This window comes from Streptomyces sp. CB02261, from assembly GCF_001905665.1.
Taxonomy (GTDB): domain Bacteria; phylum Actinomycetota; class Actinomycetes; order Streptomycetales; family Streptomycetaceae; genus Streptomyces.
Window position 1 is genome coordinate 287,774 of sequence record NZ_LIVX01000004.1, and the last position, 20,999, is coordinate 308,772.

General features: G+C 72.0%; 20 protein-coding genes. 18 read left to right on the forward strand and 2 right to left on the reverse strand.

Translation table 11 applies throughout. The annotated features are described in order from the left end of the window. Positions 1 to 46: 46 nt before the first annotated feature. The gene (locus tag AMK29_RS14730; protein WP_073812756.1) at positions 47 to 988 is read right to left on the reverse strand and encodes a cation diffusion facilitator family transporter; all 942 of its coding nucleotides are present in this window, start codon (positions 986 to 988) and stop codon (positions 47 to 49) included. A 414-nt stretch (positions 989 to 1,402) separates the two neighbouring features. Here AMK29_RS14730 and AMK29_RS14735 point away from each other — a divergent pair, with 414 nt between their 5' ends. The 18 genes from AMK29_RS14735 (at position 1,403) to AMK29_RS36685 (ending at position 19,999) form a co-directional block, all read left to right on the forward strand. After that, entirely contained in the window at positions 1,403 to 3,184 is a 1,782-nt protein-coding gene (locus AMK29_RS14735; protein ID WP_073812759.1) for a DUF5941 domain-containing protein, read from the forward strand. Next, on the forward strand, positions 3,181 to 3,918 hold the full coding sequence (locus AMK29_RS14740) for a phosphocholine cytidylyltransferase family protein (protein WP_073812762.1): 738 nt from the start codon (positions 3,181 to 3,183) through the stop codon (positions 3,916 to 3,918). Before AMK29_RS14735 ends, AMK29_RS14740 begins: the two co-directional genes overlap by 4 nt. After that, entirely contained in the window at positions 3,906 to 4,967 is a 1,062-nt protein-coding gene (locus tag AMK29_RS14745; protein WP_073812764.1) for an iron-containing alcohol dehydrogenase family protein, read from the forward strand. Before AMK29_RS14740 ends, AMK29_RS14745 begins: the two co-directional genes overlap by 13 nt. Continuing rightward, positions 4,945 to 5,724: a CDP-alcohol phosphatidyltransferase family protein gene (locus tag AMK29_RS14750; RefSeq protein ID WP_073812767.1), complete on the forward strand. Its 780-nt coding sequence runs from the start codon at positions 4,945 to 4,947 to the stop codon at positions 5,722 to 5,724. Before AMK29_RS14745 ends, AMK29_RS14750 begins: the two co-directional genes overlap by 23 nt. Positions 5,725 to 5,771: 47 nt before the next feature. Further along, positions 5,772 to 6,617 (forward strand): glycosyltransferase family 2 protein, encoded by an 846-nt coding sequence (locus tag AMK29_RS14755; RefSeq protein ID WP_073813807.1) that lies wholly within the window; start codon positions 5,772 to 5,774, stop codon positions 6,615 to 6,617. A 48-nt stretch (positions 6,618 to 6,665) separates the two neighbouring features. Continuing rightward, positions 6,666 to 7,595: an ABC transporter permease gene (locus tag AMK29_RS14760; RefSeq protein WP_073812769.1), complete on the forward strand. Its 930-nt coding sequence runs from the start codon at positions 6,666 to 6,668 to the stop codon at positions 7,593 to 7,595. Further along, positions 7,588 to 8,373 (forward strand): ABC transporter ATP-binding protein, encoded by a 786-nt coding sequence (locus tag AMK29_RS14765; RefSeq protein WP_073812772.1) that lies wholly within the window; start codon positions 7,588 to 7,590, stop codon positions 8,371 to 8,373. Before AMK29_RS14760 ends, AMK29_RS14765 begins: the two co-directional genes overlap by 8 nt. A 113-nt stretch (positions 8,374 to 8,486) precedes the next feature. Continuing rightward, positions 8,487 to 9,143 carry a TetR/AcrR family transcriptional regulator gene (locus AMK29_RS14770; RefSeq protein ID WP_073812775.1) on the forward strand — a complete coding sequence of 219 codons (657 nt, stop codon included), beginning with the start codon at positions 8,487 to 8,489 and terminating at the stop codon, positions 9,141 to 9,143. Between the two features lie 312 nt (positions 9,144 to 9,455). Continuing rightward, on the forward strand, positions 9,456 to 10,367 hold the full coding sequence (hpnC, locus tag AMK29_RS14775) for a squalene synthase HpnC (RefSeq protein WP_073812777.1): 912 nt from the start codon (positions 9,456 to 9,458) through the stop codon (positions 10,365 to 10,367). Then, positions 10,364 to 11,314, forward strand: coding sequence for a presqualene diphosphate synthase HpnD (gene hpnD / locus AMK29_RS14780; protein WP_073812780.1), 951 nt, complete (start codon positions 10,364 to 10,366; stop codon positions 11,312 to 11,314). Before hpnC ends, hpnD begins: the two co-directional genes overlap by 4 nt. 82 nt (positions 11,315 to 11,396) lie before the next feature. Further along, a complete protein-coding gene (gene hpnE / locus AMK29_RS14785) occupies positions 11,397 to 12,797 on the forward strand; it encodes a hydroxysqualene dehydroxylase HpnE (RefSeq protein WP_073812783.1) in 1,401 nt (466 codons plus the stop codon). Then, a complete protein-coding gene (locus tag AMK29_RS14790) occupies positions 12,794 to 13,894 on the forward strand; it encodes a polyprenyl synthetase family protein (protein WP_073812786.1) in 1,101 nt (366 codons plus the stop codon). The genes hpnE and AMK29_RS14790 overlap by 4 nt, the downstream gene beginning before the upstream one ends. Before the next feature lie 107 nt (positions 13,895 to 14,001). Continuing rightward, positions 14,002 to 15,987: a squalene--hopene cyclase gene (shc, locus tag AMK29_RS14795; protein WP_073812789.1), complete on the forward strand. Its 1,986-nt coding sequence runs from the start codon at positions 14,002 to 14,004 to the stop codon at positions 15,985 to 15,987. Then, positions 15,987 to 16,658, forward strand: a complete 672-nt coding sequence (locus tag AMK29_RS14800) for a phosphorylase family protein (protein ID WP_073812792.1) — start codon at positions 15,987 to 15,989, stop codon at positions 16,656 to 16,658. Before shc ends, AMK29_RS14800 begins: the two co-directional genes overlap by 1 nt. Before the next feature lie 7 nt (positions 16,659 to 16,665). Further along, a complete protein-coding gene (gene hpnH, locus AMK29_RS14805) occupies positions 16,666 to 17,688 on the forward strand; it encodes an adenosyl-hopene transferase HpnH (protein WP_073812797.1) in 1,023 nt (340 codons plus the stop codon). A 7-nt stretch (positions 17,689 to 17,695) separates the two neighbouring features. Next, entirely contained in the window at positions 17,696 to 19,081 is a 1,386-nt protein-coding gene (locus AMK29_RS14810; protein WP_073812799.1) for an aspartate aminotransferase family protein, read from the forward strand. A 75-nt stretch (positions 19,082 to 19,156) separates the two neighbouring features. Next, positions 19,157 to 19,786 (forward strand): helix-turn-helix domain-containing protein, encoded by a 630-nt coding sequence (locus AMK29_RS14815; protein WP_073812801.1) that lies wholly within the window; start codon positions 19,157 to 19,159, stop codon positions 19,784 to 19,786. Between the two features lie 57 nt (positions 19,787 to 19,843). After that, positions 19,844 to 19,999: a DUF6126 family protein gene (locus AMK29_RS36685; protein WP_198942244.1), complete on the forward strand. Its 156-nt coding sequence runs from the start codon at positions 19,844 to 19,846 to the stop codon at positions 19,997 to 19,999. A gap of 9 nt (positions 20,000 to 20,008) precedes the next feature. On the opposite strand, the gene AMK29_RS14820 is transcribed toward AMK29_RS36685, so the two are convergent. Beyond that, positions 20,009 to 20,830: a tyrosine-protein phosphatase gene (locus tag AMK29_RS14820; RefSeq protein ID WP_073812803.1), complete on the reverse strand. Its 822-nt coding sequence runs from the start codon at positions 20,828 to 20,830 to the stop codon at positions 20,009 to 20,011. Positions 20,831 to 20,999: the final 169 nt, after the last annotated feature.

The window sequence follows — 20,999 nt, forward strand, 5'->3', positions numbered from 1 at the left end:
CACACGTTCGTACGAAAAGACTAACAGGTGGCCGGTGTGCCGGGCCTCAGAGGCAGAGCTTCGCCTCGTGCTCCGCGTGCCCCACCGGCTCCAGCTGGAAGGTGCAGTGCTCCACGTCGAAGTGCGAGCCCAGACAGGTCTGGAGGGAGTGCAGCATCTTCTCGTGGCCCACCGAGTCCAGCGCGCCCTGGTCCACGACCACGTGCGCCGAGAGGACGGGCATCCCCGAGGTGATCGTCCAGGCGTGCAGGTCGTGCACGTCCTCGACGCCCGGCAGGGCCAGGATGTGCGCCCTCACCTCCGCCATGTCGACACCCTTGGGCGCCGCCTCCAGGAGCACGTCCAGGGTCTCCCGCAGCAGCTTGACCGTCCGCGGGACGATCATCAGACCGATCAGGATCGAGGCGATCGGGTCGGCGTACTGCCAGCCCGTGGCCAGGATGATGCCGGCCGCGACGATCACGGTCACCGAGCCCAGGGCGTCCGCGAGCACCTCCAGATAGGCGCCCCGCACGTTGAGGCTGTCCTTCTGGCCCCGCACGAGCAGCGACAGCGAGATCATGTTGGCGACCAGACCGATCGCCGCGAACACGATCGTGAGACCGCCCTTGGTCTCGGCCGGCTCGATGAAGCGCTGGACCGCCTCGTACAGCACGTAACCGCCGACGCCGAGCAGCAGCAGACAGTTGGCGAGCGCCGCGAGTATCTCGGCCCGCGCGTACCCGAAGGTGCGGTTCCCCGAGGGCGGCCGGTTGGCGAAGTGGATCGCCAGCAGCGCCATCGCGAGTCCGACCGCGTCGGTCGCCATGTGCGCCGCGTCGGCGATCAGGGCGAGCGAGTCGGCGAGCAGGCCGCCGATGATCTCGATCACCATCACGGAGAGCGTGATGCCGAGTGCGATGCGCAGTCGGTTCTTGTACGCGGCCCCGGCGGTGCCGGTCGGCGGCGGGCCGCCGTGGCTGTGCCCGTGGTCGTGTCCAGCCCCCATGGAATGGCCTCCAGATGATGTGGTCGCGGGTGCCCCGATCAGCAAGTCAACTACGGGTGGGGGGTATGCGCAACACGGTACTGAACACCGTTGTCATATGCTCTGACCTGCGACGATGCGCAGACGGCCGAACGTCGTGCGGACCCCCCTCCGAAGGCCCCTCCGGGTGGCCCCGGCCGTGGTTTGTGAGGTGGGCCTCCGATCACCCATGATGATCACCGCGGCACGGCGCGCACCCGTGCGGACAGGGGTGGGCCCGGGGGAGTCCTGCCCGCGAAGCCTCGGTGAACTCACGCTCTGTTCATCCGATAGCCTCAGCCGACGTGCCGCCGCCCGGTGCCGGGCCGCACCGCCGCGCCCGGGGCCGCCATGGGCCCCGCCGGCCCCTCCGTCAGCTCCAAGGAGTGAGTTCGTCTGTCGACCGCCATCCTCACCGGCCCGCCGGCACCCGGATCCTCGCTCGACGGTGATCTGCGATCGCTCGGCTTCGACGTCAAGGCCGCCTCCGGCGCCGACGAGACCGCCGCCCTGCTGGCCGCTGTCCCAGCCGGCGAGCGGGTCGCGCTCGTCGACCCCCGGTTCGTCGGCCACCTGCACGCGCTGCGCCTCGCCCTCACCGACCCCCGGTTCCCCGCGGCCGCCGCACCCGGGGCGCTCACCGCGCAGGGCGGGGCCCGCGCCGCGCTCAGCCGCGCGCTGCGGGACGCCGCGGCCACCGACGACCTGCCCGGCACGCTCGCCGACGCCCTCGACGCCGACGGCGTCGCCGTGCACCGGCCCCAGCTCGGCACCCTCGTCGCCACCGTGCCGGCCGACCCGGAGGCCCGCCACGAGGCACGCGCCGCCGTCGACGCCGTCGACGACGAGGCCGTACGCCTCCGCTCCGCGGTCAAGGCCCACGACGGCTTCTTCACCACCTTCTTCATCAGCCCGTACTCGCGCTACATCGCCCGCTGGTGCGCGCGCCGCGGACTGACCCCGAACCAGGTCACCACCGCCTCCCTGCTCACCGCCCTGATCGCGGCCGGCTGCGCGGCGACCGGCGAGCGCGGCGGCTACATCGCGGCCGGCGTCCTCCTCCTCGTCTCCTTCGTCCTGGACTGCACCGACGGGCAGCTCGCCCGGTACGCGCTGAAGTACTCGACGATGGGCGCCTGGCTCGACGCCACCTTCGACCGCGCCAAGGAGTACGCCTTCTACGCGGGCCTCGCCCTCGGCGCCGCCCGGAACGGCGACGACGTCTGGGCCCTGGCGCTCGGCGCGATGGTCCTCATGACCTGCCGGCACGTCGTGGACTTCTCGTTCAACGAGGCCAACCACGACGCCACCGCGAACACCAGCCCCACCGCGGCCCTCTCCGACCGGCTCGACAGCCTCGGCTGGACCGTCTGGGCCCGCCGCATGATCATCCTGCCGATCGGTGAGCGCTGGGCGATGATCGCCGTCCTCACCGCCGTCACCACCCCCCGGATCGTCTTCTGGGCGCTGATCATCGGCTGCGCCTTCGGCGCCTGCTACACCACGGCGGGCCGCGTCCTGCGCTCCCTGACGCGCAAGGCGAAGCGCACCGACCGGGCCGCCCAGGCCCTCGCCGACCTCGCGGACTCCGGCCCGATCGCCGGGACCGTCGCCCGCGCCCTCGGCCGCACCGGCGCGCTCGGCCCCGGCGTCGTCCTCGCCGCCATCGCCACCGGCGCGCTGCTCTCCACCGTCCTGGCCCGCCCCTTCGGCGACCGCCAGACCGTCGTCATCGCGGTCCTGTACGCGGTGCTCGCGGGCGCGGCCGTCGCACGCCCCCTCAAGGGCGCCCTGGACTGGCTCGTACCGCCGCTCTTCCGCGCCGCCGAGTACACCACCGTGCTCGTGCTCGCGGCCCACTCCGGCTCCGCACACGCCCTCCCGGCGGCGTTCGGGCTGGTCGCGGCGGTCGCCTACCATCACTACGACACGGTGTACCGCATTCGCGGGGGCACCGGCGCGCCGCCGGCCTGGCTGGCGCGCGTCACCGGCGGACACGAGGGGCGCACGCTCCTGGTGACCGTCCTCGCCGCCCTGCTGGCGGACCGCGGCGACGACTTCACCCTGGCACTGACCGCCCTGGCGGTCGCCGTCGCACTGGTGGTGCTCGTGGAGTCCATCCGCTTCTGGGTCTCCTCCGGAGCACCCGCCGTTCACGACGAAGGAGAAACAGCATGATCGGTCTCGTACTGGCAGCCGGTGCCGGACGGCGTCTGCGCCCCTACACCGACACCCTTCCGAAGGCGCTCGTGCCCGTCGACGGCGAGACCACCGTCCTCGACCTGACGCTGAAGAACTTCGCCGAGATCGGCCTCACCGAGGTCGCGATCGTCGTCGGCTACCGCAAGGAGGCCGTCTACGACCGCAAGGAGGAGCTGGAGGCGAAGTACGGCCTCAAGCTCACCCTCGTCGACAACGACAAGGCCGAGGAGTGGAACAACGCCTACTCCCTGTGGTGCGCCCGTGAGGTCCTCAAGCGCGGTGTGATCCTCGCCAACGGCGACACCGTCCACCCGGTCTCCGTCGAGAAGACCCTCCTCGCCGCCCGCGGCGACGGCCAGAAGATCATCCTCGCCCTCGACACGGTGAAGAACCTCGCCGACGAGGAGATGAAGGTCATCACCGCCGAGGGCAAGGGCGTCCAGCGCATCACCAAGCTGATGGACCCGGCCACCGCCACCGGCGAGTACATCGGTGTCACCCTCATCGAGGCCGAGGCCGCCGAGGAGCTCGCCGACGCCCTCAAGGCCACCTTCGAGCGCGACCCCGACCTGTACTACGAGGACGGCTACCAGGAGCTGGTCAACCGCGGCTTCACCGTCGACGTGGCCCCCATCGGCGACGTCAAGTGGGTCGAGATCGACAACCACGACGACCTCGCGAAGGGCCGTGAGATCGCGTGCCAGTACTGACTCGGCTGATCCCCTCGCCGGTCGTCGTCGACATCCGCAGGGGAGCGCTGGACGACCTGTCCGCGCTCCTCGCGGACCAGCGGATCTCCAGCAACGGCAAGATCGCCGTCGCCATCAGCGGCGGCTCGGGCCTCAAGCTGCGTGACCAGTTCGCCGCCGAGCTCCCGGGCGCCGACTGGTACCCGGTCGCGGGCGGCACCATCGACGAGGCCGTGAAGCTCGCCGACGCCATGCGCGGCAAGCGGTACGACGCCGTGGTCGCCCTCGGCGGCGGCAAGATCATCGACGTGACCAAGTACGCGGCGGCCCGGGTCGGGCTGCCGCTGGTGGCCATCGCCACCAACCTGTCGCACGACGGGATCTGCTCCCCGATCTCGACCCTGGACAACGACAACGGCCGCGGCTCCTACGGTGTGCCCACCCCGATCGCCCTCGTCATCGACCTGGACGTGATCAGGGAGGCGCCGGTCCGCTTCGTCCGCTCCGGCATCGGCGACGCCGTCTCCAACATCTCCGCCATCGCGGACTGGGAGCTCTCCCACGAGATCACGGGGGAGCCGGTCGACGGCCTCGCGGCCGCCATGGCACGCAGCGCCGGCGAGGCCGTGCTCCGCCACCCCGGCGGCGTCGGCGACGACGACTTCCTGGTCTCCCTCTCCGAAGGCCTGGTGATGTCCGGCATCGCCATGTCGATCAGTGGCGACAGCCGCCCCTCCTCGGGCGCCTGCCACGAGATCAGCCACGCCTTCGACCTGCTCTACCCGGCCCGCGCCGCCAGCCACGGCGAGCAGTGCGGCCTCGGAGCGGCCTTCGCCATGCACCTGCGCGGCGCCCGTGACGGGTCCGCGCAGATGGTCGAGACCCTCCGCCGGCACGGGCTGCCCGTCCGGCCGGAGGAGATGGGCTTCACCGTGGACGAGTTCGTGCGGGCGGTGTCCTTCGCCCCGCAGACCCGGCCGGGCCGCTTCACCATCCTCGAACACCTCGACCTGTCCGACGACGAGATCAGGGACGCGTACGCCGACTATGCAAAAGCCATCGGTAGCTGAGCTCCGACCGGTCGTCCACCCTCCCGGTGTGAAGGACCGGCGCAGCGGTGAGCACTGGGGCGGCCGCCTGTACATGCGGGAGATCTCGCTCCGGATCACCCGCCGCCTCGTCGGCACCCGGGTCACGCCGAACCAGCTCACCTACGTCATGACCGTCGCGGGCGTCCTCGCGGCCCCGGCGCTGCTGGTGCCGGGGATCCCGGGCGCGCTGCTCGGCGCCCTCATGGTCCAGCTCTACCTGCTGCTCGACTGCGTCGACGGCGAGGTGGCCCGCTGGAAGAAGCAGTTCTCGCTCGGCGGGGTGTACCTCGACCGGGTCGGCGCCTACCTGTGCGACGCGGCCGTGCTCGTCGGCTTCGGCCTGCGCGCCGCGGACCTCTGGGGCTCGGGCCGGATCGACTGGCTGTGGGCCTTCCTCGGCACGCTCGCCGCCCTCGGCGCCATCCTGATCAAGGCCGAGACCGACCTCGTCGGTGTCGCCCGCCACCAGGGCGGTCTGCCGCCGGTGAAGGAGTCGGCCTCCGAGCCGCGTTCCTCCGGCATGGCGCTGGCCCGCAAGGCCGCCGCCGCGCTCAAGTTCCACCGGCTCGTCCTCGGCATCGAGGCCTCGCTCCTGATCGTGGTCCTGGCGATCGCGGACCAGATCCGCGGCGACCTGTTCTTCACCCGGGTCGGCGTCGCCGTCCTCGCCGCCATCGCGCTGCTCCAGACCGTGCTCCACCTCGTGTCGATCATGGTTTCCAGCAGGCTGAAGTGAGGCCTGCCGTGAGTGCGCCGCTCAAGGTGGGAGCCGTCGTCATCACGATGGGCGACCGCCCCGACGACCTGCGCGCGCTGATCGACTCGGTCGCCGCGCAGGAGGGCGACCGGGTCGAGGTCGTCGTCGTCGGTCAGGGCACCCCGGTCACCGGGGTGCCCGACTGGGTGCGGACCGTCGACCTCCCGGAGAACGTCGGCATCCCCGCGGGCCGGAACGTCGGCATCGAGGCCTTCGGCCCCGGCGGCACCGACGTCGACGTCCTGCTCTTCCTCGACGACGACGGACTCCTGGCCCACGCGGACACCGCCGAACTGGTGCGCCAGGCCTTCACCGCCGACCCGCGCCTCGGCATCATCACCTTCCGCATCGCCGACCCGGAGACCGGGCTCACCCAGCGCCGGCACGTGCCGCGGCTGCGGGCCTCCGACCCGATGCGCTCCTCGCGGGTGACCACCTTCCTCGGTGGCGCCAACGCGGTCCGCACCAAGGTCTTCGCCGAAGTCGGCGCACTGCCCGGCGAGTTCTTCTACGCGCACGAGGAGACCGACCTCGCCTGGCGCGCGCTCGACGCCGACTGGATGATCGACTACCGTTCCGACATGGTGCTGTTGCACCCCACCACAGCCCCGTCCCGGCACGCCTCGTACCACTTCAACGTGGCCCGCAACCGAGTGTGGCTGGCACGTCGCAATCTGCCCGCGCCCCTGGTGCCGGTCTATCTCGGCGTCTGGCTCCTGCTCACCCTGGCCCGGCGGCCCTCGCTCCCCGCGCTGAAGGCGTGGTGCGGCGGCTTCCGCGAGGGCTGGACGACCCCCTGCGGACCGCGCCGCCCCATGAGGTGGCGTACGGTGTGGCGGCTGACCCGGCTGGGTCGCCCCCCGGTCGTCTGACATCGTGGTACCGACGTGCCGCGCATCTTGAACACGAAAGTTTCGACTGTGAGTGACACACACCAGGGCGGGGCGGTCGCGACGAGCGCGCCTCCGTCCGTCGACGAGGGCCTGGCCCCGGCCGCGCTGGCCGCGAAGTACGGCCTCTCCGTCAGCGGCGCCCGGCCCGGCCTGTTCGAGTACGTCCGTGAGCTGTGGAGCCGCCGCCACTTCATCCTGGCCTTCTCCTCGGCCAAGCTGACCGCGCAGTACAGCCAGGCCAAGCTGGGTCAGGTATGGCAGGTGGCGACCCCGCTCCTGAACGCCCTGGTCTACTACCTGATCTTCGGGCTGATCCTGGGCGCCGGACAGGGGATGACCAAGGAGGTCTACATCCCCTTCCTGGTCACCGGCATCTTCGTGTTCACCTTCACCCAGAGCTCCGTGATGGCGGGCGTCCGGGCGATCTCGGGCAACCTCGGACTCGTCCGGGCCCTGCACTTCCCGCGCGCGACCCTCCCGATCTCCTTCTCGCTCCAGCAGCTCCAGCAGCTGCTGTTCTCGATGATCGTGCTCGTGGCGGTGGCGATCGCCTTCGGCAGCTACCCGTCGCTCCGCTGGCTGCTCGTGATCCCGGCGCTCTTCCTGCAGTTCGTGTTCAACGTGGGCCTCGCCATGATCGTGGCCAGGATGGGCGCCAAGACGCCCGACCTCGCCCAGCTGATGCCCTTCGTCATGCGGACCTGGATGTACGCGTCCGGCGTGATGTTCTCGATCCCGGTGATGCTCTCCGACAAGCCGGCCTGGATCGCCGACATCCTCATGTACAACCCGGCGGCCGTCTACATGGACCTGATCCGCTTCGCCCTCATCGAGGGCTACAGCGCGCAGAACCTGCCGGACCACGTGTGGATGACCGCCCTGGGCTGGGCGCTGGTCTTCGGCATCGGCGGCTTCGTCTACTTCTGGAAGGCAGAGGAGAAGTACGGCCGTGGCTGACACGAACCAGAGCAACGTCCCCACCGTGATCTGCGACGAGGTCCACATCGTCTACCGGGTCAACGCCGGTGGCGGCGGCAAGGGCAGCGCCACCGCGGCGCTCAGCCGGATCGTCGGCCGCGGCAAGGCCGAGGTCTCCCGGGGCGTCCGCAAGGTCCACGCCGTCCGCGGTGTCACCTTCACCGCCTACCGGGGCGAGGCCATCGGCCTCATCGGCTCCAACGGCTCCGGCAAGTCGACGCTGCTGCGCGCCATCGCCGGTCTGCTCCCCACGGAGAGCGGCAAGGTCTACACCGACGGGCAGCCCTCGCTCCTGGGCGTCAACGCGGCCCTCATGAACGACCTCACCGGTGAGCGCAACGTGATCCTCGGCGGCCTCGCCATGGGCATGAGCCGCGAGGAGGTGCGCTCCCGCTACGAGGGGATCGTCGACTTCTCCGGCATCAACGAGAAGGGCGACTTCATCAGTCTGCCCATGCGCACGTACTCCTCCGGCATGGGCGCCCGGCTCCGCTTCGCCATCGCGGCGGCCAAGAACCACGACGTCCTCCTCATCGACGAGGCGCTGGCCACCGGTGACCGCAAGTTCCAGATCCGCTCCGAGGAGCGCATCCGCGAGCTCCGCAAGGAGGCCGGCACGGTCTTCCTGGTGAGCCACAGCAACAAGTCCATCCGGGACACCTGCGACCGGGTGCTCTGGCTGGAGAAGGGGCAGCTCCTCATGGACGGCCCCACGGACGAGGTCCTCAAGGCGTACGAGCGCGAGACCGCCCGCTGATCCCGCACGCCTCCGCACCGCCCCCGCCCTTTTCGGCGGGGGCGGTTCCGGTTTCCGCGCGTCGCGCCGCCACCTGGAATGTTCATGCGGTTAACTTCGGGCAGGATGAGCCCATGCCAGCGTTCTCGGGGGGAAAGACCTACCACCACGGCGACCTGCGCAACGCGCTCATCTGCGCAGCCGTCGACCTCGCCACCGAGGGCGGCCCCGAACGGGTCGTCCTGCGCGAGGCGGCCCGCCGGGTCGGAGTCTCGCCCACCGCCGCCTACCGGCACTTCGACGGACGCGGCGAACTCCTCCACATGGTCAGGGCCCACGCCCGGCGGCGACTGGCCGACTCCATGGAGCGGGCCGCCGCGCGCGAGCCCGGCGCCGACGACCCCGCCCTCGCGGCCGAGCGCCGGGTCGCCGCCCTCTGCCGCGGGTACGTCGGCTTCGCGGTCGAGCAGCCCGGCCTCTACCGGGTGGCGTTCTGCGTCCCCCGTCAGACGGGGACGGGTGGACCTGGTGGGCAGACCGCCGAGCGGCAGCCCGCCGAGCCCGAGATCCGCGCGTTCACCCTGCTCAGGGAGGCGCTCGAAGCGCTCACGCGGCGAGGCACCGCCCGTCAGGGCGCCCGCCCCGCCAGCGGCGCCGCCGCGTGGTCGGCCGTGCACGGCCTGTCACTTCTCCTGGTCGACGGCCCGCTCCGCCGCCTTCCCGTCCAGCGCAGGAACGCCGTCGTCGAGACGACCCTCGCCATGGTGGTCTCCGGCGCGCGCGCCCTCTGAGTCGGGCCCCGGGCCGAACTTCCTTGCGGGTCGGACGGGTTGACGACCCGTACGGGTGAGCTTCCCGGCGCCGGACACCCCGGAATGGCGACGGCCGTCGTACGACGTAAGCTGGACCGGTCTGTTTCGCGGCAAGTAGGGCGATACCCCACGACCATCGGGCCTCCGGGTGACGGCTCTACGGGCAGGGGTCGCGGCGTGTCCGAAATGGGATGGATTGGATCGGCAGTGTAGAACGGGAGACGTGACGGCCATGACGCAGAATCTCCAGCTCCACGAGGGTGTCGCCGTCCCTCCGGCGGGCAGCGACCTGTGACGGACACCCGGCAGGCGCGCCCCGACGCCTCCTCACGCGCCACACTCGGCAAGGCCGCGGACGAGAACTTCCCCGTGGCCCCCTTCTTCCTGCCCCGGGCCTGGCGCGACGACCTGATGGCCGTCTACGGCTTCGCCCGCCTCGTCGACGACATCGGTGACGGCGACCTCGCCCCCGGCGGCGCCGACGCCCTCCACCTCGGCCTCGACCCCGAGACCGCGGAGGACCGGCTCGCCTTCCTCGACGCCTTCGAGGCCGACCTCCACCGCGTCTTCGACGGCACGCCCCACCACCCCCTGCTGCGGGCCCTCCAGCCGACCGTCCGGCGCCGCCGCCTCACCCCGGAGCCCTTCCTCGGCCTGATCGCGGCCAACCGCCAGGACCAGCTGGTCCGGCGCTACGAGACGTACGCCGACCTCGTCGCGTACTGCGAGCTCTCCGCCAACCCCGTCGGCCGCCTCGTCCTCGCGATCACCGGCACCGACACCCCCGAGCGGATCCGCCGCTCCGACGAGATCTGCACCGCCCTGCAGATCGTCGAGCACCTCCAGGACGTCGCCGAGGACCTCGGGAACGACCGGATCTACCTCCCCGCCGAGGACCTCGACCGGTTCCACGTCACCGAGGCCGACCTCGCCCGCCCCACGGCGGGCGCCGCCGTGCGCTCCCTGATCGCCTTCGAGGCCGAGCGCACCCGCGCACTGCTCCACGCGGGCGCCCCGCTCGTCGGCAGCGTCCACGGCCGGCTCCGCCTCCTCCTCGCGGGATTCACCGCCGGGGGACTCGCCGCGCTCGACGCGATCACCGACGCCGGGTTCGACGTACTGAGCGGCGCACCGAAGTCCACCAAGCCGAGCCTGATGCGCCAGGTGGGAGCGGTACTGCTCCGGGCGCGGAGAGAGGGGTGAGCGCGACCGTGGAGGCACAGCCCCAGCCGTCCGCACCGGTACAGGCCGCCTACAGCTACTGCGAGGCGGTCACCGGACAGCAGGCACGCAACTTCGCCTACGGGATCCGCCTGCTGCCGACCGGGAAGCGCCAGGCCATGTCCGCGCTGTACGCCTTCTCCCGGCGCGTCGACGACATCGGCGACGGCACCCTCGTGCCCGAGGTCAAGCGGGAGCGGCTCGAGGCGACCCGCGCGCTGCTCGACCGGATCCGCACCGGCGAGGTCGACGAGGACGACACCGACCCCGTCGCCGTGGCCCTCGCCGACTCGGCCCGCCGCTTCCCGATCCCGCTCGACGGCCTCGACGAACTCATCGACGGCGTCCTCATGGACGTGCACGGCGCGGCCTTCGAGACCTGGGACGACCTCAAGGTCTACTGCCGCTGCGTCGCGGGCGCGATCGGCCGGTTGTCCCTCGGGGTCTTCGGCACCCAGCCCGGCGCCCGGGGGGCCGACCGCGCCCCCGAGTACGCCGACACCCTGGGCCTCGCGCTCCAACTCACCAACATCCTCAGGGACGTGCGCGAGGACGCGGGCAACGGGCGCACCTATCTGCCCGCCGACGACCTGGCCAAGTTCGGCTGCGGGGACGGCTTCCACGGCGACACCCCGCCCGCCGGCTCCGACTTCGAGGGCCTCGTCCACTTCGAAGTACGGCGCGCCCGCGCCCTGTTCGCCGAGGGCTACCGGCTGCTTCCCATGCTCGACCGGCGCAGCGGGGCCTGCGTCGCCGCCATGGCGGGCATCTACCGCCGCCTCCTCGACCGGATCGAACGCGACCCCGGGGCCGTGCTGCGCGGCCGCGTCTCGCTGCCCGGCCGCGAGAAGGCGTACGTCGCCGTGCGCGGCCTCTCCGGCCTCGACACCCGCCACATCGCCCGACGCGCCGTCAGGGGGCGAGCCTGATGAGTCCGCACGCCCGTGACCGCCGGGCAACCCCGGGCGCCCTCCCCGCGTCCCTGTCCGCGACGACCCGAGCGGAGACCGTGTGAACCACGACGCGACCGAGCAGCACGCCCGGCAGCCCCACGCCGTCGTCGTCGGCGGCGGGCTCGCCGGGATCACCGCCGCGCTCCAGCTCGCCGAGGCCGGCGTCGGCGTCACCCTCCTCGAAGGGCGGCCCCGGCTCGGCGGCCTCGCCTTCTCCTTCCGCCGGGGCGACCTCACCGTCGACAACGGCCAGCACGTCTACCTGCGCTGCTGCACCGCGTACCGCTGGTTCCTCGACCGGGTCGACGGCACCCGTCTCGCGCCCCTCCAGGACCGCCTCGACGTCCCCGTCCTCGACGTCGGCGACCCGCGCGGACCCCGCCTCGGCCGGATCCGCCGCGACGAGCTCCCCGTACCGCTGCACCTGGCGCGCAGCCTCGCCACGTACCCGCACCTCTCGCTCGCCGAGCGGGCATCCGTCGGCCGTGCGGCGCTCGCCATGAAGAAGCTCGACCCCGCCGACCCCGCACTCGACGGCATCGACTTCGGCACCTGGCTCGCCCGGCACGGCCAGTCCCCCCGGACCGTGGAGGCCCTGTGGGACCTCATCGGCGTCCCCACCCTCAACGCCCCCGCCCCGCAGGCCTCCCTGGGGCTCGCCGCGATGGTCTTCAAGACCGGGCTCCTCTCCGAGCCCGGTGCCAGCGACATCGGCTGGGCCCACGTCCCGCTCGGCGAACTCCACGACACCCGCGCCGCGAAGCAGCTCGACGCCCTGGGCGTCCGCACCCTGCTGCGCACCAAGGCCGAGCGGATCGCCCGTACGGACGACGGCCGCTGGACCGTCGAGGTACCCGGCGAGACGCTCACGGCGGACGCGGTCGTCCTCGCCGTCCCCCAGCAGGAGACCCACGCCCTGCTGCCGGAAGGCGCCCTCGACGACCCCGACCGGCTCCTCGACATCGCCACCGCCCCCATCCTCAACCTGCACGTCGTCTACGACCGCAAGGTCCTCAGGCGGCCCTTCTTCACCACGCTCGGTTCCCCGGTGCAGTGGGTCTTCGACCGCACCGACTCCTCCGGGCTCACCGGCGGCGGCCAGTACCTCGCCGTCTCCCAGTCCGCCGCCCAGGACGAGATCGACGAACCCGTCGCCGCCCTGCGCGCGAAGTACCTCCCCGAGCTGGAGCGGCTGCTGCCCGCCGCGCGCGGCGCCGGGATCCGCGACTTCTTCGTCACCAGGGAGCGGACGGCCACGTTCGCCCCCACCCCGGGCGTCGGCCGGCTCCGCCCCGGCGCCCGCACCCGGGCACCGGGCCTCTACCTGGCCGGCGCCTGGACCGCCACCGGCTGGCCCGCGACCATGGAAGGTGCCGTCCGCAGCGGATTCAGCGCGGCGGGCGCCGCGCTCTCCGCCCTCGGCCGCCGCCATGACCATCCGCTGCAGGAGGCGGCATGAGTGTGAGTACCGGAACAAGAGGAGAGACCGTGCCGACTGTGCCGCCGGATAATCCGGCCGTCGACACCGCGGACGTGTCCGCACTGCTGGAGCGGGGGCGGACCCTGTCCACCCCCGTACTGCGGGCGGCCGTCGACCGCCTCGCGCCACCCATGGACACCGTGGCCGCCTACCACTTCGGCTGGATCGACGCCCGGGGCAACCCCGCCGACGGCGACGGCGGCAAGGCCGTCCGCCCCGCGCTCGCCCTGCTGTCGGCCGAGGCCGCGGGCGCCGCGCCCGAGGTCGGCGTCCCCGGCGCCGTCGCCGTGGAACTCGTCCACAACTTCTCGCTGCTGCACGACGACCTGATGGACGGCGACGAGCAGCGCCGCCACCGCGACACCGTGTGGAAGGTGCACGGCCCCGCGCAGGCCATCCTCGTCGGCGACGCCCTGTTCGCCCTCGCCAACGAGCTGCTCCTCGAACTCGGCACCGTCGAGGCCGGCCGGGCCACCCGCCGCCTCACCACGGCCTCCCGCAAGCTCATCGACGGGCAGGCCCAGGACATCTCGTACGAGCACCGCGAGCGGGTCACCGTCGAGGAGTGCCTGGAGATGGAGGGCAACAAGACCGGCGCCCTGCTCGCCTGCGCCGTCTCCATCGGCGCCGTCCTCGGCGGCGCCGACGACCGCACCGCCGACAAGCTGGAGGAGTACGGCTACCACCTCGGCCTCGCCTTCCAGGCTGTCGACGACCTCCTCGGCATCTGGGGCGACCCGGAGGCCACCGGCAAGCAGACCTGGAGCGACCTGCGCCAGCGCAAGAAGTCCCTGCCGGTCGTCGCCGCCCTCGCGGCCGGCGGCGAGGCCTCCGAGCGGCTCGGCGAGCTCCTCGCCGCGGACGCCAAGTCCAACGACTTCGACAGCTTCTCCGAGGAGGAGTTCGCCTTCCGCGCCGCCCTCATCGAGGAGGCCGGAGGACGCGAGTGGACCTCCCAGGAGGCCCGCCGACAGCACGCCGTCGCGATCGAGGCCCTGCACGAGGTGGACATGCCCGCCCGCGTCCGCGCGCAGCTCACCGCGCTGGCCGACTTCGTGGTCGTACGAAAGAGATGATCACCATCACCCTGATATGAGTTCGCGGTCGCCGGCCGGTGCCACCCGGCGCCGGCCGACGGCAGACCCGCAGGAGCAGAAGCAACCGACTGCACAAAGGGGAAGCCATGACAGCGACGACCGACGGAAGCGCCGGGGCCATGGGCCCGCTGGCAGCCGCGGCCACCACCACGCACCACACCGGCGCCCTCGCGCCGGACCTCGACGAAGCCGCCGCCCGGGCCGCGGAGCGGGCCGTCGAGCACCTGCTCGCCCGACAGGACACCGAGGGCTGGTGGAAGGGCGACCTGGAGACCAACGTCACCATGGACGCCGAGGACCTCCTCCTCCGCCAGTTCCTGGGCATCCTCGACAGCGGCACCAGCCGCGCCGCCGCCCTCCACATCCGCCGCGGACAGCGCGAGGACGGCGCCTGGGCCACCTTCTACGGCGGACCCGGCGAGGTCTCCGCCACCATCGAGGCCTACGTGGCCCTGCGGCTCGCCGGAGACCCGCCCGAGGCGCCGCACATGGCCAGGGCCGCCGCCTGGGTCCGCAGCCACGGAGGCATCGCCTCCGCCCGGGTCTTCACCCGGATCTGGCTCGCCCTCTTCGGCTGGTGGCGCTGGGAGGACCTGCCCGAACTGCCCCCGGAACTGCTCTTCCTGCCGAAGTGGTTCCCGCTCAACATCTACGACTTCGGCTGCTGGGCCCGGCAGACGATCGTGCCGCTCACCGTCGTGTCCGCGAAGCGCCCGGTCCGCCCCGCGCCCTTCCCGCTCGACGAGCTGCACACCGACCCGGCCCGCCCGAACCCGCCCCGGCCCCTCGCCCCGGTGGCCGGCTGGGACGGGCTCTTCCAGCGGCTCGACAAGGCGCTGCACGTGTACCACCGGGTGGCACCCCGCGCGCTGCGCAGAACCGCCATGAACCTCGCCGCGCGCTGGATCGTCGAGCGCCAGGAGAACGACGGCTGCTGGGGCGGCATCCAGCCCCCCGCCGTGTACTCGGTCATCGCCCTCCACCTCCTCGGCTACGACCTCCAGCACCCCGTGATGCGCGCGGGTCTGGAGTCCCTCGACCGGTTCGCCGTGTGGAACGAGGACGGCTCGCGGATGATCGAGGCCTGCCAGTCACCGGTCTGGGACACCTGTCTCGCCACGATCGCGCTCGCCGACGCGGGGCTCCCGCCGGACCACCCGGCGCTGGTGAAGGCCGCCGACTGGATGCTCGACGAGGAGGTCGGACGGACCGGGGACTGGGCCGTACGCCGCCCCGGACTGCCGCCGGGCGGCTGGGCGTTCGAGTTCCACAACGACAACTACCCCGACACCGACGACACCGCCGAGGTGGTGCTCGCCCTGCGCAGGGTCAGGCACCCCGAGCCCGCACGGGTCGAGGCGGCCGTCGCCCGGGGCGCCCGCTGGACGCTCGGCATGCAGTCGCGCGACGGGGCCTGGGGCGCCTTCGACGCCGACAACACCAGCGTCCTCCCCAACAAACTGCCGTTCTGCGACTTCGGCGAGGTGATCGACCCGCCCTCCGCCGACGTCACCGCCCACGTCGTGGAGATGCTGGCCTACGAGGGCCTCGCCGAGGACCCCCGCACCCGCAGGGGCGTCGAGTGGCTGCTCGCCCACCAGGAGCCGAACGGCGCCTGGTTCGGCCGCTGGGGCGTCAACCACGTGTACGGCACCGGCTCGGTGCTGCCGGCGCTGACCGCCGCCGGACTGCCCGTCTCCCACCCCGCGATCCGCCGGGCCGTCGACTGGCTCGGCGCCACGCAGAACGAGGACGGCGGCTGGGGCGAGGACCTCCGCTCCTACTCGGACCCGGCGTGGATCGGGCGCGGTACCTCCACCGCCTCCCAGACGGCGTGGGCGCTGATCGCCCTCCTCGCCGCGGGCGAGCGTGCGTCCGAGCCCGTCCGGCGGGGCGTCGCCTGGCTCGCCGCGACCCAGCGTGAGGACGGCTCCTGGGACGAGCCGTACTTCACCGGCACCGGCTTCCCCTGGGACTTCTCCATCAACTACCACCTCTACCGGCAGGTGTTCCCCCTCACGGCGCTCGGACGGTACGTGCACGGGGAGCCGTCGCCCGCCAAGGAACGCTGATGGGACCCGAGGCGGGGCCCGCCGCCCCGCCGCCGCTGCTCATCGCCTGCGCGCTCGGCATCGAGCAGTTCGCCCTGCGCAGCGGCGACCGCGGCGGCGCCCCCGGGCCCGTGACCGTGCTCCGTACGGGCATGGGACCCGATCGCGCCCACCGCGCGGTCTCCCGGGCGCTCGGCGAGGAGCGCTGGCGGGAGGCCGCCGTCATCGCCTCCGGCTTCTGCGCGGGGCTCGCCCCCGGCATGCACCCGGGGGATGTGGTCGTCGCCGACGAGACCCGCGGCCCCGGCGGCGCCACCTCCTGCACGGAGACCGAGCTCCTGGTGAAGGCCCTCGCCAGGGCGGTGCCCGGGCGGGCCGTGCACACCGGGCCGCTGACCGGCTCCGACCACGTGGTGCGCGGCCCCGAGCGGGCCGCGCTGCGGGCCACCGGCGCCATCGCCGTCGACATGGAGTCCGCCTCGACCCTGCGCACCGCACGGGCCGCCGCGGGCCTCGGGGGAGGGCCCGGCGCCCGCCCGGTTGCGGCCGTCCGGGTGGTCGTGGACGCTCCGGAACACGAGCTGGTCCGTATCGGCACGGTTCGCGGGGGAATATCGGCCTTCCGTGTTCTTCGTGCCGTCCTTCCCGCTTTCTTCGAATGGCACCGTTCTTTGCTGCTCCCCAGGAGGTGAACGAGTTATGGCCATGCCGCTCCGTCAGTCCATCCGGGTCGGGACCTATCTCTTCGAACAGAAGCTCCGCAAGCGCGAGAAGTTCCCGCTGATCGTCGAGCTCGAGCCGCTCTTCGCGTGCAACCTCAAGTGCGAGGGCTGCGGAAAGATCCAGCACCCCGCCGGCGTCCTCAAGCAGCGCATGCCGGTCGCCCAGGCGGTCGGCGCCGTCCTGGAGTCCGGCGCCCCCATGGTGTCCATCGCGGGCGGCGAACCCCTGATGCACCCTCAGATCCACGAGATCGTCCGCCAGTTGGTGGCCAAGAGGAAGTACGTCTTCCTCTGCACCAACGCGATGCTGCTGCGCAAGAAGCTGGAGAACTTCACGCCCTCGCCGTACTTCGCCTTCGCCGTGCACATCGACGGCCTGCGCGAACGGCACGACGAGTCCGTCGCCAAGGAAGGCGTGTTCGACGAGGCGGTGGCGGCCATGAAGGAGGCCAAGCGCCGGGGATTCCGCGTCACCACCAATTCGACCTTCTTCAACACCGACACCCCGCAGACCATCATCGAGGTCCTCAATTTCCTCAACGACGACCTCCAGGTCGACGAAATGATGATCTCGCCCGCGTACGCCTACGAAAAGGCCCCCGACCAGGAGCACTTCCTCGGCGTCGAGCAGACCCGCGAACTCTTCAAGAAGGCCTTCGCCGGGGGGAACAGGCGCCGCTGGCGGCTCAACCACTCGCCGCTCTTCCTGGACTTCCTGGAGGGGAAGGCGGACTTCCCGTGCACCGCCTGGGCCATTCCGAACTACTCCCTCTTCGGCTGGCAGCGCCCCTGCTACCTGATGAGCGACGGCTACGTCCCGACGTACCGCGAGCTCGTCGAGGACACCGACTGGGACAAGTACGGCCGCGGCAAGGACCCCCGCTGCGCCAACTGCATGGCGCACTGCGGCTACGAGCCCACCGCCGTCCTCGCCACCATGGGCTCCCTCAAGGAGTCCCTGCGCGCGGTCAGGGAGACCGTCTCCGGGAACAACGGGTGAGTGCCTCGTGAAAGGTGAGTTCGACCTGCGGGCGCTGCTCGCCGAACGCGGCGGCGAGCGGTACGAGCTGCACGCCCGCCATCTGAACCACCAGCTGCCGCGCATGCTCCACACCATCGGCTTCGACAAGGTGTACGAGCGGGCCGAAGGCGCCCACTTCTGGGACGCCGAGGGCGTCGACCACCTCGACATGCTCGCCGGCTTCGGCGTGATGGGCCTCGGACGGCACCACCCCGTCGTCCGCAAGGCCCTCCACGACGTCCTGGACGCCCAGCTCGCCGACCTCACCCGCTTCGACTGCCCGCCGCTGCCCGGACTCCTCGCCGAACGGCTGCTCAGCCACAGCCCGCACCTCGAGCGGGTCTTCTTCGGCAACAGCGGCACCGAGGCCGTGGAGACCGCCCTCAAGTTCGCCCGGTACGCCACCCGGCGGCCCAGGGTCCTCTACTGCTCCCACGCCTTCCACGGCCTGACCACCGGCTCCCTCTCCGTCAACGGGGAGAAGGGCTTCCGGGACGGCTTCGCCCCGCTCCTGCCCGACACGGCGATCGGCCTCGGCGACCTCGACGCCCTGGAGCGGGAGCTGCTCGCGGGCGACGTGGCCGCCTTCGTCGTGGAGCCGATCCAGGGCAAGGGCGTCCACGAGGCACCGCCCGGCTTCCTCCGGGCGGCGCAGGAGCTGCTGCACCGGCACGGGGCCCTGCTGATCGTCGACGAGGTGCAGACCGGCCTCGGCCGGACCGGCGACTTCTACGCGTACCAGCACGAGGAGGGCGTCGAACCCGACCTGGTCTGTGTCGCCAAGGCGCTCTCCGGCGGCTACGTGCCGGTCGGCGCCACCCTCGGCAAGGACTGGATCTTCAAGAAGGTCTACTCGTCGATGGACCGCGTCCTCGTCCACTCGGCGAGCTTCGGGTCGAACGCACAGGCCATGGCGGCCGGGCTCGCGGTCCTCTCGGTCATGGAGGACGAGGACATCGTCGCCCGCGTCCGGCGGACCGGCGGACTGCTCCGCTCCCGCCTGGAGGAGCTCGTGCCCCGGTACGAGCTGCTCCACGAGATCCGCGGCCGCGGGCTGATGATCGGCATCGAGTTCGGCCGGCCGGCCTCGCTGGGGCTGCGCGGGCGCTGGACGATGCTCCAGGCGGCCCGCAAGGGGCTCTTCGCGCAGATGGTCGTCGTCCCGCTGCTCCAGCGGCACCGGATCCTCACCCAGGTCTCCGGAGACCATCTGGAGGTGATCAAGCTGATCCCGCCGCTGATCATCGACGAGGCGGACGTGGACCGTTTCGTCACCGCCTTCACGGCGGTGATGGACGACGCCCACGGCGGCGGTGGACTGATGTGGGACTTCGGGAAGACCCTGGTGAAGCAGGCCGTCGCACAGCGCTGACCCCGACCACCCGCGCATCTTTGCCTCTGAGGCAAGAAACTTGCCTCAGAGGCACAATGCTGGCGCAATGGACGCATGGACCACGTCCCCGGGGAGACCTCCCCGGAACCCGCCACTCCCGGCGCACTGCCGGACGTCGCCCCGCAGCTGCGCGGTCTGCGCCGCCGCAGGGGACTCACCCTGGAGGCCGCCGCCCAGCGGGCCGGCCTCTCGCCGGCCCACCTCTCGCGCCTGGAGACCGGGAACCGGCAGCCTTCGCTGCCGATGCTGCTCGCCCTCGCCCGGATCTACGGTACGACGGTCTCCGAGCTCCTCGGCGAGGCGCCGCCCGAGCGGGACCCCGTCGTCCGGGCGGACCGCTCCGAACCCGTCGAGGCCGACGGCTGGGTCTACCGCCAGGCGGGCGGGGCCGGGCGCGCCCTGCAGTGTCTGCGGGTCCACGTGCCGTACGCCACCCGGGCCGACATCGTGCGCGTCCACCCGGGGGAGGAGTGGATCCACGTCCTGGAGGGCCGGGTCCGGCTCGCGCTGGGTGACGCCGTGCACGTCCTCGACCCCGGCGACAGCGCGCACTTCGACTCGCTCACCCCGCACCGGATCGGGGCCGCCGGCCCCGCCGGTGCGGAGCTGCTGTTCGTCCACACCCTGATGCAGAGTCCCGTGGCCGAGCTGTGCCTCGGCGACGAGACTCTTCACCGGCGCTGATCCGCCGCGGCTCGCCCCTTCTCCGACAGCCCCCGACGTCCTTCCGAAAGGACCGATATGCCCGACAAGTCACGACCGGTCACCGGTGAGGAGCGCGGAGAGGGCAAGTTCCCCAAGGGGCTGGTCCTCCGCCTCTTCGCCTATCTGATCGCAGGCCACCTCTTCGCCGGCTTCCTCTACCTGCTGTTCGTGCTCGGCGGCCAGAACCAGTAGGCGGCGGGGTCACGCCTCGGTGAGCAGACGCTCCCGCAGGCGCTCCCGGGTCTCCGGGGCGAGCTTCAGGCCCTGCGCGAGGTAGGCGTCCACGGAACCCCAGGTCGCCTCGATCGTCTCGAAGGCGCCCCGCAGATACTCCACCCGCGCGTCGAAGAGCGGGCCCAGCAGCTCCATCACCTCGGGCGACATGGCGTCCGGGGCGGTGGAGCTGCGGCGCACCTTGTAGCGGCGGTGCGGCTCGTTCGACTTCACGTAGTCGGCCTCGATCGCCGCCCGCTCGACCCCGAGGGCGAGCAGGGTGATCGCGATGGAGAGCCCGGCGCGGTCCTTGCCGGCCGCGCAGTGCATCAGGGCGGGGAGGCTGTCCTCCGCCATGGCGTGCAGGATCCGGCTGTGCTCCGCGGTCCGCTCGACCACCATCTTCCGGTACGAGTCGGACATATTGGCGGCCGCCTTGCCGTCGCCCAGGATCTCCCGCAGCTGGGCGATGTCACCACCGCGGACCAGCTTCCAGAACTCCTTGCCGTCCGCCGGATCGTTGAGCGGTATGTTCACGTTCCGCACGCCGGGCAGCTCGACGTCGGCGCCCTCGACCTTCCGGTCGGCCTGGTTCCGGAAGTCGAAGACGGTGTGCAGTCCCAGCGAGTCGAGGAAGGCGGCGTCCGCCGCGGTCGCGTGCGCGAGGTGACCGCTGCGGAAGAGGCGCCCGGCGCGGACGGCGCGCCCGTCCGTCGTCGGCAGGCCGCCCACGTCCCGGAAGTTGCGGACCCCGGCCAGCTCGGGCTCGGTCATTTCGATGGGCGGGACCTGCGGCAGCTGCTGCGTCACGGATGCTCCTGATGGTCGACGGTCGGGTGCCCGAAGCGAGATCGGTTCCAGGGGCAATCATCCAGGCGGGACGGTGTCGGCGCACCCCCCTGGACGGGAATGGGTGATCTGTCCGAATTAGGGCCTTCCGTATAACGCGCCCTGTTTACAGGCGAGATGGGTATCGGCG